The sequence below is a fragment of the Pyrodictium occultum genome, assembly GCF_001462395.1.
GTDB lineage: Archaea > Thermoproteota > Thermoprotei_A > Sulfolobales > Pyrodictiaceae > Pyrodictium > Pyrodictium occultum.
Map to the genome: position 1 here is coordinate 313,772 of NZ_LNTB01000001.1, position 22,793 is coordinate 336,564.

Below are 22,793 nucleotides of genomic sequence, written 5' to 3' on the forward strand. Positions count from 1 at the left end.
GGCTAGGGTATCACCCTGTCCACGCTCAGAACAAGTATGTCGCGGGCGCCCCTCCTCCGGGCCTCCACGAGCACCCTGGCGAGCCGGTCCTCGGGCACCACGGTGACCACCTCCATCATGGGCCTCGGGCCCTCCACCCTGGCCAGCGTGGGCCCCGACATGGAGGGGAGCGCCTCCAGCACCCTCTCCAGCGCCTCCACCGGCACGTTCATCAGCACCAGCTTGTACCCCCGGGCCCTCACCACGCTCCGCAGCGCCTCCACCACTGCCTCCACGACCGGGTCGCCCGGGTCCACGTGGTGGCCCCGGATGAGCTTAGCCTCGGTCTTCATAACCTCGGCTATCACCCTGAGCCTGTGGAGCCTGAGGGTCGTGCCCGTGGAGGAGACGTCGAGGATCGCGTCGGCCACCCCGAGCCTCGGCATGGCCTCCGCGGAGCCGGTTATCCTAACGATCCTCGCCCGGACCCCCGACTCCTCGAAGAACCTCCTCGCTATGTTGACAAACTTGGTGGCCACCCTCACCCCGTCCGGCAGGTCCTCCACCCTCTCAACCGGGGCCTCGTCCGGCACCGCCACTACCAGCCGGGCCCTCCCTATGCCGAGGCCCTCGACGACCTCGAGCCCCTCGCCGCCGTGCTCGGCTATATAGTCGAGCCCCGTCACCCCCAGCTCGGCGCCCCCCGCGGAGACCACCGCGGGTATGTCCTCGGGCCTCACGTAGACCAGAGTCACGTCCTCCCAGTTGGTGGGCACTATCAGCGCCCTGGCGGAGTCGGGGCTGTACTGGGGCTCGATCCCCGCGGCCTCGAGGAGCCGGAGCACGGGCTCCCTCAGCCTGCCCTTGCTAGGCACCGCTATCCTCAGGGTCAAGCCGCTGCACCCCCTGGAGCGGCCGCTGGAGAGCCGCCGGCAGGCCAGCCACAGGGAGGAGTCCCGGGCTAGCGGTGAACCCGGCTCATCTCCGCCCAGCCTCCGCGTAGCCCACGCCCAGCCCACAGGATTTAAGGCTGAGCCCCCGGGGCTAGAGCCCCGGCATCCTCCTGCTCATCCCCGGCTTGGTGAGGTGTATCAGCGCCTCAACCTCCTCGACGCCGCTCGTCTCCCTCCACTCCTCCCCCACCACCGCCACAGCGGCCACCGCCTCCAGCCGGGCCCGGGCCCGCTCCACCAGGAGCCGGAGCGCCCTGAGGGTGCGGCCGGTCTCCACGATGTCGTCCACCACAAGCACCCGGTCGCTCCTCCCCAGCGTGCCCCTGGGTATGCAGAAGCTCGGCTCCCCCGGGCTGCAGTCGTAGCCCTCCAGCCCGGGGCGGCGGCGCCTGGCGACCGTGAACGGGGTCTCAAGCGCGAGGCTGAGGCTGGTCGCCAGCGGTATCCCCGAGGCCTCCGGCACGAGGATCCTCGTAACCCCCCGGCCCTGGAGCCTCCTCGTGTAGTAGAGGGTCGCCAGCAGCAGGTAGAGGGGGTCCGTCAGCACTATGCTGGTGTCGAGCACCCCGCCGGTCTCAGCCATCCTCTCGGCCAGCGCCCTGCGGGGGTCGGCGAGCCTCCAGAGGCCCTCCAGGATAGCCCCCGCCTTCTCCGGGCCCGGGAGGCTCCTCCCGGTGACGTAGCGGGAGAGGAGGGGCGCCGGCACCCCCGTCGCCTTGGAGAGCTCCCTGTAGCTGTACCTCCTCTTCGCCAGCCGGAGCGCGGCCGCCACCACCGTGGATAGCTGGGCGCGCTCCAGCCTCCCGCCCCGCTTCCCAGGCATCCCGGTCTCCACGCCCCCCGGGGTCTCGTTAACACGGCTGTTTTAACAAGGAGCGCTCCACGCGTTATAGAACCCGCTTAATAACCGCCCCGGGGCCCCGGCCCGCCATGGGTGCAGGCCTGGATGACGGACAGGCGCGAGTTCCTTAAGGCCCTCGGCGCCGGCGTAGCCGGTCTCATAATAGGCGCCGGGCTCGGCTACGGGCTCCGGGGCGGCGGGGGCGGCCAGGCCGGGACGCTGACCGAGACCAGGACGGTGACCGTCACCAGGACGGCGGCCGCCGGGGCCCAGGCCGGCGGGGCCGGGGGGAGGCTCAGGGCGCTCTGGGTCTACGTGGGCCCCATAGGCGACTACGGCTGGACCCACGCGCACGACGTCGGGAGGAGGAACGCTGAGAGGATTCTCCACGGCCTCGTGGAGACCAAGTACCTGGAGAAGGTGGCCGAGGACCAGGCCTACCAGGCTATAAAGCAGGCGCTCGAGCAGGAGCGCTTCGACGCCGTCTTCGCCACCAGCTACGGCTTCATGGACGCTGTGAAGAGGCTGGCCAGGGAGTACCCAGATGTGACGTTCTACCACTGCAGCGGGCCCTGGGAGGAGTTCGCGGACCTGCCCAACGTGGTGACCTACTTCGCCGAGTTCTACCAGCTCTACTACCTCAACGGGATAGCCGCCGGCGCCGTGACCAAGACCTGCAGGGTAGGCTACGTGCCCGCCTTCCTGACCCCAGAGGTGGTGCGCCACATAAACGCCTACGCCATGGGCTCCGTCCACGGCGCCAAGCTTATGGGCAAGTGCGGGAACGGGGAGAAGCTGGAGATCTATGTCTCCCCGCCCCTGCACGCCTGGTTCAACCCCGACAAGGCCCGCCAGTATGCCGAGACCCTGATCAACCAGTACAAGGTAGACGCTATAGCCTACACCGAGGACTCGACGGCGGTGCTAGAGACGGCTGCAGAGTACGGGGTCTACAGCTTCAGCCACTACAGCAACATGCTCGAGTACTTCACCAAGGGGAAGGGCTCTTCGAGCCCTATAGCGAAGAGGATAGCCAAGTACCACCTCACCGGCCAGGTGGCCGACTGGACCCCGATCTACGTCTACCTCCTGGCCAAGAATATAACCGGGACGGCCAGGAAGGAGGACATCTGGGCCAGGATAGGCGACTTCGTCCCGATAAGGTGGAGGAGGCCGGTCAGCGAGTCCACGGCCGGCCGGCATGAGGGCGCTGTCTACCTGGCGCCCCTCAATACCCAGGCGATACCCGCCAAGGCCCTGGAGGAGATAAAGAGGCTCTACGAAGACATGAAGGAGCTGCTCTTCGAGCCCTACACGGGCCCGATAAGGGGCTACACCATAGACCCCGCGAGCGGCAAGAAGACCGGCGACGTGGAGGTCAAGGTGCCGCCGGGGACCCGCTGGGGCCGCAACGAGCTCTGGAGCCCCAAGACGATGAACTGGTTCTACGAGAAGATAGTCACTCTGGCCGGCTAGCCCGGGGAGGGGCCTCTTTTTCACCCTCCCCCAGCGCCCTCTAACACCCCCGGTGTAGGCCTCGCCTTGAAGGGGGACGCGGCTGGCAGCATCATATCGCTGCTCTTCTGGCTGCTCCTGCTGATAGCGCTGATGGAGCCCGCGCTCAGCGTGCGCAGGCTCCAGGCGGCCAGGCTCTCGCTGATAAAGAATATGGAGAGGAAGTACGGCTGGCGCGTGGTGACGATGATACACAGGGAGGAGAGGGTCACGTTCTTCGGCATCCCCCTGCAGAGGTTCATAGACATAGACGACTCGGAGGCGGTGCTCCGCGCCATAAGGACGACCCCGCCCGACAAGCCGATAGCGCTGATACTCCACACCCCCGGCGGCCTGGTGCTGGCGGCAAGCCAGATAGCGATGGCCCTGAAGAGGCACCCGGGGCGGAAGATAGTGATAATCCCCCACTACGCTATGAGCGGCGGCACCCTGATAGCGCTGGCCGCCGACGAGATACTGATGGACCCGAACGCGGTGCTGGGGCCCCTCGACCCCCAGCTCTCCCTGGGCCCCCAGGGGCCCGTGGTGCCGGCCCCCAGCGTGCTCCGGGCCGCGGAGGTTAAGGGCGACAAGGCCAGCGACACAACGCTCATAATAGCTGATATAGCGAGGAAGGCTATAGCGGAGATGCAGGAGACAATAGTAGAGCTGCTCCGCGACAAGATGGGCGAGGAGAGGGCCAGGGAGATCGCCAAGACGCTGACGGAGGGCAGGTGGACCCACGACTATCCGATAACCCCGGAGAAGGCCAGGGAGCTGGGCCTCCCGGTGAAGACCGAGGTGCCCCCGGAGGTCTACGAGCTGATGGAGCTCTATCCCCAGGCGCCGGGCAACAGGCCAGGCGTCGAGTTCATCCCGCAGCCGCTGCCCCACCAGCCGCCGCACCGGGGCCACAGCGGCAAGTAGGCGGCCCCTCCAGCCCCGCGGGGATAAGGGGGTTGCAGCTGGTCCTGCTCGCGGGCTCGGGCAGCGGCGTGGGGAAGACGCTGCTGGGCACGATGCTCGTGGAGGAGCTTAGGCGCCGGGGGCTGAGGGTGGGGGTGGTAAAGCACGTCCACCACGGCGTGGACTATAGGGTGAAGGACACTGGCCGCTACCTCGAGGCCGGGGCCTCCAGGGTGGTGGCGGCGGGGCCCGGCGAGTACATGCTCGTCGAGCCCGCGGCGCTCGGCTTCTGGGACGCCGTCAGGCTCCTCGGGGAGGTCGACGTGGCCGTGGTGGAGGGGTTCCGCCTCCACATAGGCGAGGCCGTCTCGAAGGGCGGGTGCGTGGTCTATATAGACGCCTCCAGGGCCGAGCCCCTGGCCAGGGGGAGGCTGGTGGAGGCCTGCCCGGGCTGCCTCGGGGCCGCGCTGGAGGCGGTCCTGGGCCTGCTGGGGGAGGGGGGCTGCAGCGTCGGGGAGGTGTAGCGGCTTGCCCGCGCCGGCGGGGGCCCTGGGGCTGGCCTCCAGGATACTCGAGGAGCTGGACAGGGGCGAGGAGCTGGCCTCGGGGACCCGCACGCTCCGGCTGCACTCGCTCCTCGTAGCGCACTACGCCTCCCTCATAGCCTCCAGGCTCGGGCTGGACCCCGTGGCCTACTACCTGGCCGGCCTCCTCCACGACTACGGGAAGCTCGAGGCCCGTGAGAGGGGGCTCGACGAGGACGAGTACACCGCCGAGAAGGCCGCGGGGCTCCTGGAGGTGCTAGGCGCCCCGGAGGAGCTGGCCCGCAGGGTGGCCGGGATCCTCCGCAGGGGCGCCCGCCGCGACCCCGTCCTCGGCGACGCGGATGTGCTGGCCAAGCTCGGGCTCCAGGGGGTGGCCCAGTTCATAGCGAAGTGGACCGCCCGGGGCAGCAGCCTGGCGGAGATGCTGGTCGAGGGGCTCCCCAGGGAGCTGACCGTGGCGCTCAACCCCCGCCTCTACCTCTGCACCGGGCCTGCGAGGGAGGCCGGCGAGCGGCTCGCCGGGGAGGCGGTGGAGGCCTACACCCGGCTCCTCGAGGAAGCCGAGGAGGCGCTGGGCCTGGGCCTGCGCCTCGTCGAGGAGAGGGTGGAGGGGGTGAGAGCGGTCTTCGTGGCCGTCGAGAGGTGCCCCCGGTGCCTCTCCCCCGGGCTGGAGAGGAGGCTGGAGCCCCACAGGGGCAGGCTCTGCAGGGGGCTCAGGATGGTGCACCGCTGCCCCCGCTGCGGCTGGGCCGGGCGCGGGGGCGTCTGCCTGCCATGGAGGCGCTGCGGGCCGGGGGAGCCCACAACAACCCCCGGCCCCGCCTAGGGGGTTCCGGGCCTGGCAGCTATGCGCTGCAGGGCAAGGGTTGTGGGGCTTGTGGACGGCCGCCCCGTGGACGGGGAGCGGGCCGCCGAGGCCTCCACCGCGGGGGAGCTACTCGAGGGCCTCGGGCTCCAGGGGAGGGCCGCGGTCTACGCCTCGGGGAGGAGGCTGGAGCCGGGCGACAGGCTCCCGGAGGGCTGCAGGGGCGTAGCGGTGCTGGCGCCCCCGCCCGGGGTGCTGGTGGCGAGGCTCGCCGGGCCCGGGGAGAGGGTGGACCTGGACCAGCTGGCCGGCCTCATGGCAGCCCGCGCGGCCCTTCTCGGCGGGGGAGCCCTCGTAGCCTTCATGGGGTTCGTCAAGGGCGTCGTCGACGGCGCGGAGGTGGCGAGCCTGGAGTACGAGGCCGTGGAGCCCCATGCCTCCAGGAGGCTGCGCGAGCTGGCGGAGCGCTACGCCTCGGCCCCCGGCGTGATAGACGTGGCGGTCATCCACCACTACGGGCCCCGCCGGCCCGGCGACCCCACGGTCTACGTGCTCGTCACCGCCGAGACCCGGGGCGTAGCCTTCCACGCGGCCGCCCTCCTCCTCGAGGAGGTGAAGCACCGGGCCCCCATCTACAAGCTGGAGCGCCGCAGCGACGGGGACTACTGGGTCCTCGGGGACGGGGCCCGCCTACCCCGCAGAGGCTAGCCCCTCCACCGCCCCGTGGCCAGCCTCTCGACCGCCTCGACGAGCCTCTCCACGAGCCCCAGGGCCTCCTCCTATCAACCAGGCCCTAGACCCGCTCAGCGCGGCGTAGCCACTCACAGCCAGCCCCGCCGCCCGGACCCCGCTCCGCAGCCCTCCCCGCGTCACCCCGCGCCAGCGCCTCCCGCGCCTCCCCAAGAGCCAGCCGGGCGGCCTCCACCAGGCCCCGCGCAGCAACCCCCCGGGGGCGCGCCGCTGAGGAGGGAGAGCACGTACTCGTCAACACTCATGCCCAGCCCCTCCGCCGCCCCCGAGGGCTTGAAGCAGGCTACGCCGGAGGCCCCAGCTCCTCAGCCCAAAACCCTAGCCCACAGCCAGCCCTCCCCATCGGGGACGGGCGCGAGCAGAAGCAGCCGGCCCCAGCCACACGCCCCCTCCTCCCCGCTAGCCTCCCCGCCCACAGCAACCCGGAGCGGGGGCGCAGACACCTCGAAGGGAGGCCCCACCACACGCCCCAAGCCCAGAGGACAGCCGGCAGCACGAAGAACAACAACCTCCCCACGCCCACGCAGCACAAGCCGCATACCAGGAGGCTTCACAGCAAGCCAGCCAGCACCAAGAGAGAAGCCGTTAGCCCACACAGCACCACGCAGAACTAGAACAAGAACACAGCCACCACGCCCAAAAACAACACTATCCCCACCAAGACCCAGAAGCCTAGCCAAACCATCCCTAACGAGACCAGCCAGGGATAATACCCAGCCACCCCCGCAGCCACAGCCACACCAGGAGCCACAAAAAGCCCCCTAGTAAACCAAACGCTCAAACCCCCAACCCATCCACAGCCCCCACCCCAGCCAGCTTCCAATTCCATTTATTTGATTCCGAAGAGCGAGAAGGAGCGCGCCTGCTCCTCCGAGCCGTAGTGCTCCCGATTCTATCAATTCCTCTTCGTTTAGGCTCCGCTCCGTTTCTGCTCCTGACTCCCGTGTTTTGGGGTTGTGGGTGGTTGCTCCTCGGCCTCGTACTCGGGGCATGTGCTTTGCTACGTGGCTCCATCGCCGGGCATCGGTGTTGGCCCGTGTTGCCAGAAGGGGGCTTCATTGCTCTATAGCTCTGCCTACCCGCCGGGCTCCGCGCCTCACGCCCCAGCCGCCGTGGCCGGGTGCGGGGCCGGCAGCCCGCGCCGCCGGGCCAAGGATAGGGACCAGCCCTCCTCCCAGCCTCCACCCAGATCTCGGGTTCCTACAGCGCCTGAATCCAAGCAAAGCAAAGAGAATTGGGAGAGGGGGTTGGGTGTGGGCTGGTGCTTCTGCTGGGTGCTGTGTTGCCGGTTCTGTGCCTCCTCATCCTCTCTGCGGTGGGGGTTGTCTTAGCCGTGGTTTGTGGGGTTTTTGTTGCCGGTTTTTGCCTCGCCTCTTCCTAGGAGACGGTGGGCTCTGGCTAGCTCGTTGGCTGCTAGGGCTGCTAGGAGGTTTAGCTCTCCTGCTAGTACTGCTGCTGCTGTTACCTCTGCTAGTTTCTTGGCGTTGGCGCCTGGGGGGTTTCCTCCACCGGCTGCTCCTAGGAGGGCTAGGGCTTCCCGCTGAGTCGGGAGCCTTGTTCCGCCTCCGACTGTGCCTAGCTCGAGGCTGGGGAGGGTTACCGATATGTAGAGGTCTCCGTTTCTCACCTCGGTCCAGGTGTAGCCCATGCTGCTCTCCACTACCTGTGCCACGTCCTGGCCGGTGGCGATGAATATGGCTGCTATTATGTTGGCGTAGTGGGCGTTGAAGCTTGGGCTTCCCGCCCTGGCGCTGCCGAGGAGGTTCTTTACCCTGTTCACTGTGTCTATGTCCTCGGGCGCCGCCTTCAGCACCCTGAGGGCTATGTCCCGCTTTATGGTGGCTTCTGCTACCACTGTCTTGCCGCGGCCTAGGATCGCGTTGAGGAGGGCTGGCTTCTTGTCGGTGCAGAGGTTCCCGCTTATTGCTATCAGCTTCGCCTCGCCGGGGTAGTTGCGGAGTATCCACTCGGCCGCCTTGTCGGTCGCAATGGTTGCCATGTTCATGCCCATAGCGTCGCCGGTGCTGTAGACGAAGCGGAGCCAGACTATGTTCCCGGCTATGAAGGGCTGGATCTCGAGCAGCCTCCCGTGGCGGGTGGTGGACTCGGCCTCCCTCCGCACCTCCTCCATGTGCTCCTGGACCCATTCGGCGAGCCGGGCCGCCTCCTCCACCCCGGGGGTCCAGAAGACGGGGGCCCTGGCCATCCCGTCGCGGAGCACCCGGGCCCGGGCCCCGCCGCTCAGCGTCACCGCCTTGGCCCCGCGGTTGACGCTGGCCACCAGCGCGCCCTCGGTGGTGGCGAGGGGGATGTAGAAGTCGCCTCGGGCGTACTCGCCGTGGACCCGGAGGGGCCCGGCGACCCCCAGGGGGATCTGGACCGCGCCTATGGGGTTCTCTATGTTCCTCCCCACCAGCTCCTCGAAGTCGAGGATGGTGCTGCCGATGCTCGAGAGCCCGACGCCCAGCATCCTCTCCAGCGCCAGCCTCCGCGCCAGCGCGGCGGCGTTGGCGTTCCCCAGCAGCCGGTCGGCCTCGTGGAGCCGGATCCTGCCCTCCACTATGCCCTGGACTACCTCCTCGAGCCTATCCCGGAGGGAGCGCTCCTCCCCCAAGGAGCGGTGCACACCCTCGGCTGGCTGGGGCGCCGTGGAGGTATTAGGCGTGCCCCGGGGGCCGGGGGCTCACCCCTGGCTCCGCCGCGTCCTGGGCTCCCGGAGGGCTGGGCGGAAGGCGATGCCGTAGGCTATGAGGCCGTGCTCGCCGTCGCGCCTTATCCTGCGGAGCACCGCCTCAACCCTCATACCGGTCCGTATCTCGCCGGGCTCGACGTCGGTGAGCGGGGCCAGCACCCTGGTGCCGTCGTCCAGCCTGACCACGGCCACCGGGTGGGGCGCCCTGTCCCGGAACCCGTCCATCACAGTGTATATCACCGCGTAGGTCTCGACCACGCCGGTGCGGGGCAGCTCGACCTCCTCGAGCTCCCTGGAGCCGCAGTAGGGGCAGGCCGGCCGGGGCGGGTAGTGGCGGCGGCCGCAGCGCCTGCACTGCCTGCCGGCCAGACGGTAGCGGGGTATGCGCTCCCTCCAGACCCTCGCGGGGGATATGCGCAGGGCCACTGCTCCCGGGCCTCCCTCCAGCCCCTAGGCGTGGCGCAGGATAAAGGCTGTGAGGGTTGAGCCGTCGCCGCCCATGTTAACCGCTATCCCCGTCTCGGCCCCCTCGACCCGGACCCCGGGGAAGTCGCCGCGGATCTGCATCGCCACCTCCGCCACCTGGTAGACGCCGGTGGCGCCGACAGGGTGGCCCCTGGCCTTGAGGCCGCCGCTGGGGTTGAGGGTCGGCCGGTCCCCGGGGCGGAACCTCCCCTCCGCCAGCGCCCTGGCCGCCTTGCCCCTCTCGGCGAAGCCCAGCTCCTCTATGAGGAGTATAGCGTTTATCGTAAAGGCGTCGTGTATCTCGCCCACGTCTATGTCCTCGGGCCTCACCCCTGCGGCGCGGAGGGCCTGCTCGGCCGCCATCCTGGCGGCGGGGATCCGGTCGAGGGCCTCCCGGCTGCCCAGCTCCACCGTGTCGGTGGCCGCCCCGGCCCCGGCTATGTAGACGCTGGGCTTCTCGGGGAGCTTCGAGGCAAGCTCCTCGGAGACGAGGAGGACGGCGGCGGCCCCATCGCCTATCGGGCTGCTGTCGAGCAGCCTTATCGGGTCGGCCACCACCTGGCTCCTCGCCACGTCCTCCCTGGTTATCCTCCTGCGGAGCTGCGCGTAGGGGTTGATGAGCGCGTTCTCGTGCATCATCACCGGCCACTCGCTCATCGTGTCCCGGTCGACGCCGTACCGCTCCATGTAGTACCTCATCATGAGGGCGTTGAGCCCGGTGAAGCTAGCCCCGTAGAAGAGCTCATACTCCGCGTCCGCCGCCTGCGCCAGCGCCGAGGTGACGGTGGAGGTGGGGTAGTCGGTCATCTTCTCCACGCCGACCACGAGCACGCTGTCCACGAGCCCGGAACGCACCATGGCGTAGCCGGTGTAGAGGCCGGCGCCACCGCTGCCGCAGGCCGCCTCCACGTGCAGGGCGGGCCTCCCCCTCAGCCCTATCCCCGAGGCTATGTAGGCGCCGAGGCTGTCCTGCTCCTGGAGCCTGCTGGCCAGCATGTTGGTGACCACCACCGCGCCGGGCTCCACCCCAGCCTCGTCGATCGCCCTGAAAGCAGCCTCGGCCGCGAGGTCGAGGAGGCCGCGGCCGTAGTGGCGCCCGACCCTGGTCACGCCGACCCCGGCCACGTACACCCTGGCCACCGCTCCCACCCTCTAAGCTATCCTCGTGTAGAGTCCCCTCATCTTAGCGTAGACCGCGTAGTCCACGTACCTCTTCGCCTCCATGTAGTCGTCCACGCTGGGGGCCCGGCCCCTCCTCTCCTCTATCCTGTCGGTGACCAGGAAGCTGTAGGCGTCGCTGCCCGCGCCGCTGCCGAAGGGGGCTAGGAGTATCCTCTGCCCGGGCCTAGCCTGGTCCAGCACCCTGGCGAAGCCGAGGAGGGCGCTGGCGTTGTATGTATTGCCTATCCTGGGGGTGACAAGGCCGGGGAGCACCTTCTCCCTGGGGAAGCCGAGCCTCTGAGCCACCCGCAGGGGGAACCTCCCGTTGGGCTGGTGGAAGACGGCGTAGTCGAAGTCGCCGGGGCGCAGCCCGAGCCTCTCCATGAGCCCCTTCACCGCGCTCTCTATGTGGTGGAAGTAGGCCGGCTCGCCGGTGAACCCCTCGCCGTGGAGGGGGTAGGGGCTGTGGGCGCCCCTCCAGAAGTCGGGGGTGTCGGTCACGTAGGTGTAGACGCCCTCCAGCACCGCGACGCTGTCGCCCGAGGGCCCGACGACGAGGGCCGCCGCGCCGCTCGCGGCGGTGAACTCCAGCACATCCCCGGGGCTGGCCTGCGCCGTGTCGGAGCCTATCACCAGCGCGTACTCCACGTGGCCCGCCTCCACCAGGGCCAGGGCGGAGCGGAGCCCCTCGCTGGCGGCGCGGCAGGCGAACTCCAGGTCGGAGGCCATGGTCTCGGGTGTCACCCCGAGCGCCTCGGCCACTATGGTGGCCGAGGGCTTCACCGCGTAGGGCTTCGACTCGGTGCCGAAGAAGACGGCGCCTATTCTCCCAGGCTCCACGCCGGCCCTGGCTATAGCGTTGAGCGCCGCCTCCACGCCCATAGTGACCGAGTCCTCGTCTACGCCCGCAACAGCCTTCTCCTCCACGCCGAGGCTCCTGGGGACGCTGGGCTCCCAGCCCCAGACCCTAGCTATCTCCTCGGCCTTAACCCTGTAGCGGGGCACGTAGGCGCCCCAGCCTGCTATGCCGCTGCCCCGCGCCAAGACAGGCACGCCATGCACGCCGGGCATGGCCGGGGCGTGGTAGAAGAGCCCTTCCCCTCCAGCAGTAGTCGAATACCTTTTTAGACGATAGACGTAGCGGCCCCGTGGCAGCGCCAGGGCCCGCCTAGCCCGCCGCGCCGCAGGCCCGGTGGGCGGTCTCCACCACGAGGGCGGCGTAGCGGGCGGGGCCCAGCACGTCCACCGCCTCCACGTGGCCCGCGCCCGGCAGCTCCACCAGGCGGCCACAGGGGCTGAGCCCGGCTATCTTCCCCGCCTCCTCCCTCGTCACCAGGGGTCGCGGCCGCCATGGATCACGAGGAGCGGCTTATCCAGCTTCCTCACCTCGGCCGGGCCGAAGCCGGCGTCTATACCGTAGAGCGCTGAGGCGTAGGCGGCGGCGAGGCTGCCGATCCAGCCGGGCAGCGGCGTCTTGTACTCGATCCACCTGGGGACCACCAGGCGGAGGCTGTAGTAGGGGCTATCGGCCACCACCGCGTAGACCCTCGGGTCCCTGGAGCCCTCCACCACCGCCACCGCCGCCCCCATGCTGAAGCCAACCAGCGCTATCCTCTTATGGGGGAAGCGGGAGGCTGTGTAGCCCACCACCGCCTCGGCGTCCAGCACCTCCCTGGGCCCGATAGTGGTGGTGCCGCCGCTGAGCCCGTGGCCCCGGAAGTCGAAGACCACCACCGGGTACCCCATGGAGACCAGCTGCCTGGCTAGCAGCATCACGTAGTGGGAGCTGCGGCAGCCGGTATAGCCGTGCATCAGTATGAACACCGTGTCGCCGGGCCCCTGGGGGTTGAGCACCCAGCCCCTCAACACCACGCCGTCCCTCGTCGACACGTTGAAGTCCTCGTGGCTCGTCCAGCCCGGCGGCTGGCCCGGCCTGCAGCGGGCGGGGTGGAGGCCGCTGTAGGCCACGTAGAGCGGGAGAGCGGCCAGCAGGACGATCGCCACGGCGGCCGCGGCGGCCGCCCCTGCCCTGGCGGCACGGCTAGCCAGGCCCGGCCACCCCCGGGCTTACAGGGTAGCGGGAAGGCGAAATATTACAGCGCCGGGGCCGCGGGCCCCCTTCTCAGCGTCCCTCCGGCAGCTCGTCCACCAGCGCGGCGAGCGCGGAGGCCACGGCGGCCGCCCGGAGGAGGAGCCTGCTCTGGAGCACCACGCCAGCAGCAGCCGCCGCGATGAAGGGCCAGGGGCTGTAGCCCCTACCGCCCCTCCCCGGGGGAGCGGCCGCGAGCACCGCCATCGTGTCGGGGCTGTAGGCGGCGAGCGCCGCCAGGAGGAGCCTGGGCCTCCCCTCGAGGAGCACGGCGAGCCCCGCCCCCGCGGCGGAGGCGGCGAGGGCCCTGGGGGAGAAGGGCCCCGCGGCGGAGGCGGCGGCGAGCCCGGCAGCCATGCCTAGGAGGTAGAGGCCCCGGCGCAGCCTGTCCCCCTGGAGCCCGGCGAGCCCCGCGTAGAGGGGGCTGGGCGCCAGGAGCCCGGCGGCGAGGCCGTCGAGGAGCCCCGGCCCGGCGGAGGCCGCCACGGCCAGCACGGGGGCGAAGACCCCGGCGGGCCCCGTGTAGGCCAGGAGGCCCAGAGCGAGCCAGGAGCCTGCCACCAGGAGGGGGCTCCTCCTGCCCGGCAGGTGGTGGAGGGGGGCGAGCCTGTAGCCCAGGACCAGGTAGAAGCTGGCGGCGGAGGCGGCGAGGAGGAGGCGGGCCAGCTTGCCCCCGGAGGCGAGCGCCGCCAGGAGCGGCGCCTCGCCCGCAGCCCAGCCGGGCCAGGGCGCCCCGTGGGCCAGCGCCGCGGAGGCGAGGGCGCCCACGGAGGCGGAGAGCCCGGCGAGCCAGCGGACGCCCGTGTCGCTGGCGAGGCAGAGGCGGGTGCTCTCCACCCCGAGTATCCTGGCCTCCGGGCGGGCCGCCGGGGAGGCGGCGAGCACCACGCCGGAGAGCATGGAGAGCTGGACCCCGTAGAAGTTGTAGAGCGTGTGGTTGCCCGCGGCGTAGACGGCGGCGTAGCCGAGGACGGCGGAGACCAGGGCGGCGGAGGCTGCGGCGGGGCCCGGCCGCGGCCTGAGGCCCAGGCAGGCCTCCAGCCCCGCTGCCAGCAGCAAGGCCGCCGCTGCGAGGAGGGCGGGCAGCGTCACCAGGGGGCTGGAGGCGGCCACGAGGTAGGGCTTGCCGCCGAGGTAGTAGAGGGTGAAGCCGGGGGTGCCGAGGAGGAGGCCCAGAGGCCCGGTGGAGGGGGGCCCGCCCGGCGGCCTGCTGGTGGTGTGCCAGCGCAGCGCCCCGAGCATCTCGTTGAGCCACCTCGCCGGCCCCATCCAGTGTATGAAAGGCGCCCAGAGGGCGAGCACCACGAGGATGGGGATGGAGGCGAGCAGCAGCGTCCTCCCGGGCCTCTCCCGGCGGAGCAGCGCGTAGACGAGGATGGCCGGGAGGGGGAAGAGCCCAGTGTACTTCGCCGAGCCCGCCAGCCCGGTGAAGACCGCCGCGAGGAGGGGGCGGTCGTACAGCAGCGCCGCGGCAGCCGCGGCGTCGAGGCCCGCGGCGTAGACGTCGAGCATGGCCACCGCCGACATTGACTGCACGCTCCTATCCAGCGCCGCGAGGGCGAGGGGGGCCAGGGCGGCGAGCGCGCCGAGGACGGGCGGGGAGCGGCGCATCGCCCAGAGGGCTGAGGCGGCCACAGCCGCCAGCCCCAGCGCCGCCGCGGCGAAGCTGGCCCAGCGGAGGGCGGGGAAGCTGAACCCCCGGGCCCTCATCACGGCGGCGAGGATGTACTTGACCAGCGGGGGGTGCTCGGTGTTCAGGTAATTGTCTATATTCTCCTCGTCGGGCATGACCCCGGGGACCACGTCGGTGAAGCAGGTCGAGCGCCTAGGCAGGGAGAGGGCGAGGCTATGCTCCCCAACGGGGACCACGACCACGAGGACGTGTATCTTCTCGTACCTCCTGGAGGTTATGGCCGAGCCCGGGAGGAGGCTGTGCAGCAGGACGCTGGCCTCGGCGCCGCTGCAGTCGCCGGGGTTGTAGAACACAGTGTAGACCGCGTGGCTGGCGTTCACCCTGGGCACCATGCTCCAGCCGAGCACCTTCCTGGCCACGTTGACCGAGGCAGGTATATACCACACCTCGTCGCTGATGTAGTCGTCTATCCCGAGGGTCTTGTTGAGCCCCTCAACGTAGAGGGTCAGCAGCGAGGCGAGGTAGACCACGAGTACCAGGAGCACCCCCAGCAGGCCACGCCCATCCCTGGCCGGCAAGACGGCGGCCCCTCTAGCCCCCAGGGCTGTCGCGGGGCTAGAGGCCCCCCGGGCAGGATATTGCAGCTACCGCCTCCAGGCGGGATGGCGTAGGAGAAGCCTATGCCCCGAAGCCCCGGGGGCCATGGGGCAACATACATATGTACTTTTGGTACAGCAATAGCCTTGCTGGGGCACGGGAGAGGACTATCTAGAGGCCACTACCCCGGCGCATCCCACCCGGGTACCGAGGTACTTGGCCCTTGAAGCCCGCTGGGCGGCCCGCCAGCCCCATGGGGGTATCACACCTTGTTACAAGCGCGCTCCTGCTGCTAGTCAGCGTCATATCCATCGCCTTCATCTACATCTATGCAGTGCATGTAGCGGAGGGGCCCTCGGGGAGCCCCGCCAACGCCAGGCACGCGGTGTACTCGGCCATAAGGATCGAGGTTGCGGGAGGCGGCCCGGGCTACATAGTGGTCTACGCGCGCAGCCTTGGGGAGCCCACCAGCATAACACACATCTACATATACGATGATGGTGGCAGGCTTCTAGGCGTCTACAGGCCCGCCAAGCCCGTCAGGGTTGAGCCGGGCAGGCCCGCGGCGGTGGCTATCCCCCTCATCCTGGTTCCGGGGCTCCGAGGCTACACCGGCGGGCTGCGCGTGGTGGTTTCAACAAGCTCTGGCACGCTCGGCGTAGGCTACGTCGACACCTCTGCCGCGAGGAGCCCCATTACGGTCATAGGGCTGCTGGCGGGCGAGGACGTGAGCTGCGACCTCGGCAACCTCAGCGTAGACCCCGGCCAGATGCACTGGTTCTACATGGACCTCGCCACCGGCCGCTACGATTTCAGGTACACCACCAGCAGCGGCGTAGCGGGGGCCAGCGGCTACACAAAGGTGTTCATAGACTCCAGCGTGCTGGACCTCTATAGCATGAGGGACAGCTGGGAGGAGAGGCACAAGCTCGGCCCCGCCGTCCTGTTCATAAACCCGTACCGGGCTGGGGAGGAGTATAACGTGACGGTCATAGACATCAATGGCAATAAGCATGTATTCACGCTCCCCAAGCTGGTGGATGACCCGGACAAGGTGGTTATAGACGCGCTGCTGCTCTGGGAGGATCTATGGAAGCCTGTTGACGGCGGGAACCTCGACAACTACATAGACCATGTAGTGAGGGTAACCATATTCGCGAACTCGACTGTGAGGATAGAGCCCATCCGGGCCAGCGGCTGCTACCTCCACATGTTCCTCTACAGCCCCAGGGGGCTCCCCAGCATAGACAGCGTGCCGGATCTCATCAGGGAGTACATGGAGAATAATTATAGGCTCCCCGCGGGCGCTGGAGCCGTCTACGTGAAGGCTCATGGTGCCTGGCTGCCGCCGGCGGGCACGGGCCATCTATGGGACCCGGTGAAGGGTGAATGGGTGGCGACCTGGCCGCCGGTGTTCGTGGTAAGGTAGCGGGGGGCGCCGAGGAGGGCGGGGAGCCCCTGGTATCCATCGTAGTCCCCACGTACAATGAGCGGGAAAACATACCCAGGCTCCTAGATGAGCTGGACCGGGTGCTGGGGGGCCGGGGTATAAGCTACGAGGTAGTCGTGGTTGATGACGACAGCCCGGACGGGACCTGGAGGGCCGCCGAGGAGTACGCGAGGCGCCGCGGGCTCCCGGTCAGGGTTGTCCGGAGGGTCGGGGAGCGGGGGCTCGGGAGCGCTATAGCCAGGGGCCTCAGGGAGGCCCGGGGCCGCTACATAGTGGTCATGGACGCGGATCTCCAGCACCCGCCGGAGGCTGTGCCGAGGCTCCTCGAGGAGGCGCTGAGGAGCGGGGCCGACCTGGTGGTCGCCTCCCGCTACACCCGCGGCGGGGGCGTGGAGGGGTGGAGCAGGCTCCGGCTCCTCATCTCCCGCGTCGCCTGCTTCCTAGCCCACCTCCTCCTCCCCGAGTCCCGGGCGACGAGCGACCCGATGAGCGGCTTCTTCCTCGTCTCCCGGAGGCTCGCCGGGAGGGTGCCCGAGAGGCCTAGGAGCTGGAAGGTGCTACTCGACCTCCTCGTGGCGGCGGAGGGGAGGGTGTCGGAGGTCCCCTACGTCTTCCGCCGCCGCGCCGCGGGCGAGAGCAAGCTCGGTCTGAGGGAGATGGCCGGCTACGTGCTCCACCTGCTTAGGCTCTCCGGCTACCGGCCCCTCAGGTTCGCGGCCGTGGGGGCCTCGGGGACCCTGGTCAACCTCGGGGTCCTGGGCCTCCTCCACGGCCGGCTCGGGCTCCCCCTGCCCCCCAGCCTCCTGGCCGCCTACGAGGCCTCGCTGACCTGGAACTACGTGCTCCACGACTCCTGGACCTTCAGGGGCCAGAGGCCCCCGGGGAGGCTCAGCTGGCTCCGCCACTGGGTGCGCTACCACGCCGCCGCGGCGGCCGGGATGGCCTCCTACCTGGCTGTTGGCGAGGCTCTCGCCAGGCTCGGGGTCCACTACCTGCTGGCGGCCTTCCTCGGGATACTGGCGGGGTTCGCAGCCAACTTCACCATATCCTCGCTCCGGGTCTGGACAGGGCCACGCCGGGCGGAAGCCTAATGGCCGCCTCGGGGCCTGCCGGGCCCCGGCGCAGGTGTCTTGGAGGGGGCCGGCGTCCACCAGGTGGAGGTGCCCATCCCGATCCCCTCCCTGAGGAGCGTTAACGTCTACCTCGTCGCCGGCGACGGGGGCGAGCCCTGGCTGGTAGACGCGGGGATGTACACCGCCGAGGCGGCCAGGGGCCTGCTCCACGGCCTCCGGGAGGCCGGCGTGAGCCCCTGCAGCATAGCCGGCATAGTTGTTACCCACTTCCACGTGGATCACGCCACGCTGGCGCCCCTCCTGGCCGAGCTGGGCTAGCCCAGCCTCTACATGGGGCGCCGCGACCTCGAGGTGGTCAGGGAGGGTGTGGACTCGTTCATGGAGCGGGTGCTGGAGCTCTACGCGTGGAGCGGGGCCCCCAGGGAGGAGGTGGAGGGGATGAAGCACTACCACCCGGCCTCCAGGATGCTCGAGGCCTACCGCCGCGCCGCCGAGCTGGACTGGAGGCCCCTGAGCGGGGGCAGCGTGCTCAACGCCTCGGGGCTAGAGCTGCGCGTCGTGGAGGCGCCGGGGCACACGCCGGGCCACATAGTCCTCGTGGCGGACGGCCTAGTCTTCACCGGGGACACCGTGCTCCCGGGGATAACGCCCCACGTGACGCTCCACAGCCTGGACGAGGACCCGCTCGGCAGCTACCTGGAGACGCTCAGGAGGATAGAGGAGCTGGGCCCGCTAACCGGGCTCCCCGGCCACCGGGGGGTGATCCGCGACACGGCGGCCAGGGCCAGGGAGATACGGGCTCACCACGAGCAGAGGCTGCGGGAGGTCCTCGACCTCCTCAGGCGCCACGGGCCCCTCACCGGCTACGAGGCAGCGAGGATGATGCGGTGGAGGACTGGGTACAGCAGCTGGAGCGAGTACCCGGTCCCCGAGAGGTTCTTCGCACTGGGGGAGGCGCTGGCCCACCTTAGGCACCTGGAGGAGCGGGGGCTCGCCGAGAGGGTGGAGAGGGGCGGGCTGCTCGCCTGGCGCGCCGCCTAGCCCCCGCCGCCCGCGCCGCCGGCGTCCAGGCCGGAGAGCAGGTCTAGGAGCATCAGGGCCTCGGCCGCTGAGAGCAGGCCCAGCATCGGGAGGAGGGGCGCGATGGCCAGCAGCTCCTCCTCAGGGAGCCCGGCGTCCGCCGGGGCCTCCAGGCGCCGGGCTTCCTGGCGGGCGAGCCTGGCCTCGACGAGCCTCTTGGCCGCCTGGGCGGCGTGCTCCATGAGCCTCATCGCCTCGGGGACCGCGTCGAGCCCCCTACGGGTCAGGCGGAGCCTCCTCCTCTTGAATATGAGCCCGGACCTGTACTCCTCCAGCATGCCCATGGCCTCGAGCTCCCCTACTATATCCTCCACAGTCTCCCGCGGGAGCCGCAGAGCCCTCGCTAGCTCCTCAACCCTGTCAACGCCGCGGTAGACCGCTAGCAGCACCGCCGCCTGGCTGGGCGTCAGGCCCCCGCCGGTGTCCGCGGCGCCCATCTCCCCACCAGCCATTCCGGCTAGATCCCTCCCTCATCTACACCGGCCGCGCGTGAATTAGCATTACCCCGCGGGGAGGGGCCCCGGGTTTATCCCGGGGCTGTCGCCCCCTGCCCGGGGCTCCCGAGGGTGCCGTCTGGGCGTGGTGTACCGCAGGGCTGTCGAGGAGGCCTACTCGATCGTACGGGCTGTAGAGGTGGCCTGCGGCTCCACGGCTGAGATGGAGGAGGCTCTCGAGATACTGGAGGAGCTCGTCTCGGGCGCCGCCGGCCTTGATGAGGCCGCCTACGCTGCAGAGCTTCTCCGCGAGGCTGCCGACGTGCTGCGGGCCCGCGGCTGCCTGGACTGGCACCTCCTGGGCCAGGCCGCCGACATCCTGGAGCACGCGTAGCAGGGGTCGGCTAACCGCGGCCGCCTCACCGCCTCCCCGGGGCTCGGCTGGGGCCGGGGAGCCGGCCTGCTCGCCATCCCCCGGGCTAGACCTCCACCTCTGCCAGGAGGTCCTCGAGGAGGGCGAGCTCGGGGAACTCGAGGACGCCCAGCTCCTCTGCGAGCACGTAGGGCTTAACCTCCCCCAGGGGCACCTCCTCGCGGAGGATGGGTGAGAGGTAGGTGTCGGGGCTGAGGGAGACTGTTGTGCCGGTCTGGTACTGGCCCACCGCGGGGAGCACCACTAGCCTCGCCCTGAGGGGCGGGTAGGGGGCTACGAGGAAGGCGGGGAGCTTCGCCACGTAGCCCAGCTTGTCTCGGAGCCTCAGGCTGGGGTGCTCGTGGCCCATGATGACCGCCTCCACGGGGCCGGGGTAGCCTCCCTGCGGCTTCCGGTGCCCATGTATCACCAGGATGCCCCTCTCGTAGAGCTCCTGGACCAGCTCGACCCCGTAGTCCCTCGCCACCAGGGGGAGGTAGTTGTCGTGGTTCCCCCGCACGATGGTCACCCTCACGCCCCTCTCCCTCGTCAGGTACTGGAAGACCCTGGAGAGCTCCTCGCGCTCGCTCCTCAGCAGCCTGGAGAAGCTGTGCTTCACGTCACCGGCGAATATTACCCAGTCGGCGCCGGTGGAGTCGAGGCCCTCGCGGAGCACCTCGAGGGTGCGGAGCAGCTGTATCCTGGGCACGTAGAGGCCCTGCTTGGCCGCCTCCTCCTCGAAGCCCAGGTGGGTGTCGGCGAGCACAAGCGCGTTGAGCCTCCTCACATACACCGCTGGCAGGTCGCCGACGGTCTCTATCCCCGGCAGCAGCTCGATCAAGGCTCCGCAGGCCCTGGCTCCAGGAGCGGTAATACTGCGAGCTATAACGCTCGCGTAGCCCCCGCCGCGGCAGGTGTGGGCCGCGGGGGAAGCCTCCGCCCATCGCCCGGGGCCTGGCCCCCCGGGGCCTAGCGGAGGAGCGGGGGCGTGCCCGCGGCCCCGAGGGACCGGGACCCCCGGGCCCCGGGGATAGGTGTAGCCTCGTTGGCCGGGAGGGGGCTCCGAAGGCGCCCCGTCATCCCCGGTGAGGCCTCAATTACGCTCCTCCTGGGCGCCCCTGGGTGGAGGGAGGCCTTGCCGGCCGTGGGGCCGAGCGCCCGTCTCCTCGAGCTGCTCGAGCGGGTTGAGGAGGAGTCCGCCAGGGCCGGGATACCCTCCATCGAGAGGGAGGACGGCTCCGCCCTCTACGCTGTGGCGTACCTCTACACCCTCGGCAGGGGCGGGGAAGGGGTGGCCGCGGCCGACCTGGGGGCCGGGATAGGCTACTCCACCCTGTGGCTCGCCGGGGGCGTCGAGGCAGCCTGCACCAGGGGCTGCCGGGTCGTAGCCGTGGAGGCTGACCCCTGGAGGTCCCGGAGGCTCCGCGAGGTGCTGGGGGAGGCGGGGCTGGAGAGGACGAGGCTGGAGGCGGTCCAGGGCGACGCCCTAAGCTACCTGGAGAGGCTGGGCCCGGGGAGCCTCGACATAGTGTTCGTCGACGTGGATAAGCACGAGTACGCCAGGGTGCTCGAGCTGCTCGAGTCCAGGCTGAGGCCTGGAGGGGTCGCCGTGTTCCACAACGCCTACTTCCCGAGGCCGCCCGGGTCCTTCTTCGAGGCGGTGGAGAGGGGGCCGTGGAGGAGCACCGTGGTGCCCACGAGGCTGGGGCTCCTGGTGGCGGTCAGGGCCTAGACGGGCCTGGCTATGAATATCCCGTCCCGGTCCCTGGTTATCCTGGCTAGCGCCACGTCGCCGGGCTCGAGGCCGCGGACGCCGACGAGGGTCACGAGCCTCTTCATGTCCAGTGTCGCTGCGAGCAGCTCGCCGCGGAGCCAGCCCGGGCCGACTACCTGCAGCTTGGCCACCTGGCCCCTCCGGAGCGGGTGGCGTACCCGGGGCGCGGGCCTCATGCCCCACTCCTCCATGCTCCATGTGAGCCTCCTGCCGGTCCTCCTCTCCAGCTCGCGGAGCCAGCTCCAGTACTCCTCCCAGCTGGGCTCCTGGACCCCGGGCGGGCGGCGGCCGTGCCGGTGGGCGATGTACTTCTGAACCGTGACTGGGGGCCAGCGCTTTCCAGCCCCGATCCTGTAGGCCCACTCCACGATCTCCACGACGTCCTCGTCGTTGACGCCTGGGAGCCAGACGGGGGTCACGTGGAGGTCTATGCTGGTCTCCCTCGCAATGTACTCCGCCATCCTCTTAACCCGCTCCACGTCGTACCAGGGGGTCGCGGCTAGCCGGCGGGCCTTCTCGGGGTCGAGCGTCTCTATGCTGAGGTTTATCCTGTCGAGCCCCGCCTCCTCCAGCCGGTCCACCAGCTCCCTGGTGAGGGTCTCCCCGTGGGTCTCCGCGGCAACGCTGGCCACGAGGGGGATGGACTTGAGGAGGCGCACCAGCCGGGGGAGCCAGGGGTAGGAGAGGGGCTCGCCAACCCCGTCTATCAGGGCCTCGACCGCCACGCCCTTCTCGGCGGCAGCCCTCCCCACCCAGTGGGCCAGCCAGCCCGGCTCAACCAGGTACTCGGCCTGTCTCCACCTGCTCCCCGGGCCCGCGTCGACGCTGCAGAATATGCAGGAGAGGGGGCACACCGTGGTGGGCCTCACCTGGAGCACGTTGGTGCCCCTGTCTATGACCCCGAACTGTATGACCCCCATTAGCGGCAGCGGCTCCTCCACCATGTAGACCCCGCGGCGGCCCCAGGAGGCGGTTCTCCTGAGCCCGAGCCTGGCCCTGGCCCTCAAGCCCTGCCAGCCCCGCGGCGGGGCCTGCATCCGGGCGGGGGGCTCCTCCTGCAGCCCGCGAGAGCCTCCAGCTCTGGGAGCCGCTCCCGCAGCCGCTCCCCCTGCCTGGTCCACCGGGTGTCGCTGAGCCCTATCACGTAGACGTGCACCGTGCGGAGTATGTCGCCCTCGTCGCGGAGCCTGCGCGTGTAGAGCGGCACCCAGCCGGGCACCGGGAAGTCTACCGTGACCACCCGGGCGCCGGGCCCCAGCTCCTCCTCGAGCTTGGGGCGGAGCCTCTCGTTTATACTCTTGTAGAGGTAGAGGTAGACCAGGGTGGCGCCCCGCAGGCTAGTCTCGAAGAAGTCCCCCTCTATTATCTCCACCCTGTCCGCAACCCCGTCCATCCTGGCCTTGGCCCTCGAGACCTCCACCAGGACGGGGTCTATCTCGACCCCGACGGCCCTGGCCACGCAGAAGTCTCGGGCGGCTATCACCACTGCACGGCCGTCCCCCGAGCCCAGGTCGTAGACGGTGTCGCATGGCCCGGCCCAGGCGGCCTCGAGGGCAGCGTAGACTACGCTGACCGGCGCCGGTATCCAGGGCGCAGCCGCACCACCCAACGACTCCCCCGCCCCCTCACCGGGCCCGGGGGCCGGGAGGGATAAACACCC

At 69.9% G+C, this 22,793-nt stretch carries 24 protein-coding genes; 11 read left to right on the top strand and 13 right to left on the bottom strand.

What is annotated here, in order from left to right; translation table 11 throughout:
- Positions 1-2: 2 nt before the first annotated feature.
- Both hisG and CF15_RS01730 read right to left on the bottom strand, forming a co-directional pair.
- On the bottom strand, positions 3-872 hold the full coding sequence (gene hisG, locus CF15_RS01725; protein ID WP_236698094.1) for an ATP phosphoribosyltransferase: 870 nt from the start codon (positions 870-872) through the stop codon (positions 3-5).
- 151 nt (positions 873-1,023) lie between these two features.
- On the bottom strand, positions 1,024-1,755 hold the full coding sequence (locus CF15_RS01730) for a phosphoribosyltransferase family protein (RefSeq protein WP_058370253.1): 732 nt from the start codon (positions 1,753-1,755) through the stop codon (positions 1,024-1,026).
- 123 nt (positions 1,756-1,878) lie between these two features.
- Here CF15_RS01730 and CF15_RS01735 point away from each other — a divergent pair, with 123 nt between their 5' ends.
- From CF15_RS01735 to CF15_RS01755, 5 genes are all read left to right on the top strand, one after another.
- On the top strand, positions 1,879-3,249 hold the full coding sequence (locus CF15_RS01735) for a BMP family ABC transporter substrate-binding protein (protein WP_058370254.1): 1,371 nt from the start codon (positions 1,879-1,881) through the stop codon (positions 3,247-3,249).
- A gap of 132 nt (positions 3,250-3,381) precedes the next feature.
- Complete coding sequence (locus CF15_RS01740; protein ID WP_420820196.1) at positions 3,382-4,194, top strand: SDH family Clp fold serine proteinase; 813 nt, start codon at positions 3,382-3,384, stop codon at positions 4,192-4,194.
- Between the two features lie 32 nt (positions 4,195-4,226).
- Positions 4,227-4,697, top strand: a complete 471-nt coding sequence (locus tag CF15_RS09260; protein ID WP_058370256.1) for a molybdopterin-guanine dinucleotide biosynthesis protein B — start codon at positions 4,227-4,229, stop codon at positions 4,695-4,697.
- A gap of 4 nt (positions 4,698-4,701) precedes the next feature.
- Entirely contained in the window at positions 4,702-5,544 is an 843-nt protein-coding gene (locus tag CF15_RS09040) for an HD domain-containing protein (protein WP_058370257.1), read from the top strand.
- A 21-nt stretch (positions 5,545-5,565) separates the two neighbouring features.
- A complete protein-coding gene (locus CF15_RS01755; protein ID WP_058370258.1) occupies positions 5,566-6,231 on the top strand; it encodes a molybdenum cofactor biosynthesis protein MoaE in 666 nt (221 codons plus the stop codon).
- A 1,369-nt stretch (positions 6,232-7,600) separates the two neighbouring features.
- On the opposite strand, the gene hmgA is transcribed toward CF15_RS01755, so the two are convergent.
- From hmgA to CF15_RS01785, 7 genes are all read right to left on the bottom strand, one after another.
- The gene (hmgA, locus tag CF15_RS01760) at positions 7,601-8,887 is read right to left on the bottom strand and encodes a hydroxymethylglutaryl-CoA reductase (NADPH) (RefSeq protein WP_058370259.1); all 1,287 of its coding nucleotides are present in this window, start codon (positions 8,885-8,887) and stop codon (positions 7,601-7,603) included.
- 69 nt (positions 8,888-8,956) lie between these two features.
- Positions 8,957-9,391 (bottom strand): Zn-ribbon domain-containing OB-fold protein, encoded by a 435-nt coding sequence (locus CF15_RS01765; protein ID WP_168371206.1) that lies wholly within the window; start codon positions 9,389-9,391, stop codon positions 8,957-8,959.
- A gap of 24 nt (positions 9,392-9,415) precedes the next feature.
- Positions 9,416-10,570 (bottom strand): thiolase domain-containing protein, encoded by a 1,155-nt coding sequence (locus tag CF15_RS01770; protein ID WP_058370260.1) that lies wholly within the window; start codon positions 10,568-10,570, stop codon positions 9,416-9,418.
- A 12-nt stretch (positions 10,571-10,582) separates the two neighbouring features.
- On the bottom strand, positions 10,583-11,662 hold the full coding sequence (locus tag CF15_RS01775) for a hydroxymethylglutaryl-CoA synthase (protein WP_058370261.1): 1,080 nt from the start codon (positions 11,660-11,662) through the stop codon (positions 10,583-10,585).
- A gap of 97 nt (positions 11,663-11,759) precedes the next feature.
- On the bottom strand, positions 11,760-11,924 hold the full coding sequence (locus CF15_RS08770; RefSeq protein ID WP_168371207.1) for a hypothetical protein: 165 nt from the start codon (positions 11,922-11,924) through the stop codon (positions 11,760-11,762).
- Positions 11,921-12,595 carry an alpha/beta hydrolase gene (locus CF15_RS01780; protein ID WP_058370262.1) on the bottom strand — a complete coding sequence of 225 codons (675 nt, stop codon included), beginning with the start codon at positions 12,593-12,595 and terminating at the stop codon, positions 11,921-11,923. Before CF15_RS01780 ends, CF15_RS08770 begins: the two co-directional genes overlap by 4 nt.
- Positions 12,596-12,713: 118 nt before the next feature.
- Positions 12,714-14,891, bottom strand: a complete 2,178-nt coding sequence (locus CF15_RS01785; protein WP_058370263.1) for a hypothetical protein — start codon at positions 14,889-14,891, stop codon at positions 12,714-12,716.
- Positions 14,892-15,133: 242 nt separating this feature from the next.
- On the opposite strand from CF15_RS01785, the gene CF15_RS01790 reads away from it, so the two are divergent.
- The 4 genes from CF15_RS01790 to CF15_RS01805 are packed head-to-tail and all read left to right on the top strand — an operon-like array spanning position 15,134 to position 18,474.
- Positions 15,134-16,339 (top strand): hypothetical protein, encoded by a 1,206-nt coding sequence (locus tag CF15_RS01790; RefSeq protein WP_058370264.1) that lies wholly within the window; start codon positions 15,134-15,136, stop codon positions 16,337-16,339.
- Complete coding sequence (locus CF15_RS01795) at positions 16,300-17,451, top strand: glycosyltransferase (protein WP_083494425.1); 1,152 nt, start codon at positions 16,300-16,302, stop codon at positions 17,449-17,451. Before CF15_RS01790 ends, CF15_RS01795 begins: the two co-directional genes overlap by 40 nt.
- A gap of 39 nt (positions 17,452-17,490) precedes the next feature.
- The gene (locus tag CF15_RS08505; protein ID WP_058370265.1) at positions 17,491-17,751 is read left to right on the top strand and encodes an MBL fold metallo-hydrolase; all 261 of its coding nucleotides are present in this window, start codon (positions 17,491-17,493) and stop codon (positions 17,749-17,751) included.
- Positions 17,752-17,763: 12 nt separating this feature from the next.
- A complete protein-coding gene (locus CF15_RS01805; RefSeq protein ID WP_058370266.1) occupies positions 17,764-18,474 on the top strand; it encodes an MBL fold metallo-hydrolase in 711 nt (236 codons plus the stop codon).
- Here CF15_RS01805 and CF15_RS09265 read toward each other — a convergent pair.
- Entirely contained in the window at positions 18,471-18,965 is a 495-nt protein-coding gene (locus tag CF15_RS09265) for a MarR family transcriptional regulator (RefSeq protein WP_058370267.1), read from the bottom strand. The genes CF15_RS01805 and CF15_RS09265 overlap by 4 nt on opposite strands.
- A 127-nt stretch (positions 18,966-19,092) precedes the next feature.
- Here CF15_RS09265 and CF15_RS01815 point away from each other — a divergent pair, with 127 nt between their 5' ends.
- Positions 19,093-19,341, top strand: coding sequence for a hypothetical protein (locus CF15_RS01815; protein WP_058370268.1), 249 nt, complete (start codon positions 19,093-19,095; stop codon positions 19,339-19,341).
- 85 nt (positions 19,342-19,426) lie between these two features.
- Here the strand turns inward: CF15_RS01815 and CF15_RS01820 are convergent, their stop codons facing one another.
- Positions 19,427-20,200, bottom strand: a complete 774-nt coding sequence (locus tag CF15_RS01820; protein ID WP_070807803.1) for a metallophosphoesterase — start codon at positions 20,198-20,200, stop codon at positions 19,427-19,429.
- A 303-nt stretch (positions 20,201-20,503) separates the two neighbouring features.
- On the opposite strand from CF15_RS01820, the gene CF15_RS01825 reads away from it, so the two are divergent.
- A complete protein-coding gene (locus CF15_RS01825) occupies positions 20,504-21,091 on the top strand; it encodes an O-methyltransferase (RefSeq protein WP_236698186.1) in 588 nt (195 codons plus the stop codon).
- Here CF15_RS01825 and CF15_RS01830 read toward each other — a convergent pair.
- Positions 21,088-22,140 carry a radical SAM protein gene (locus tag CF15_RS01830; protein WP_236698095.1) on the bottom strand — a complete coding sequence of 351 codons (1,053 nt, stop codon included), beginning with the start codon at positions 22,138-22,140 and terminating at the stop codon, positions 21,088-21,090. The two genes, CF15_RS01825 and CF15_RS01830, sit on opposite strands and share 4 nt — an antisense overlap.
- Positions 22,137-22,742 (bottom strand): SAM-dependent methyltransferase, encoded by a 606-nt coding sequence (locus tag CF15_RS01835; RefSeq protein WP_058370270.1) that lies wholly within the window; start codon positions 22,740-22,742, stop codon positions 22,137-22,139. The genes CF15_RS01830 and CF15_RS01835 overlap by 4 nt, the downstream gene beginning before the upstream one ends.
- Between the last annotated feature and the right edge of the window lie 51 nt (positions 22,743-22,793).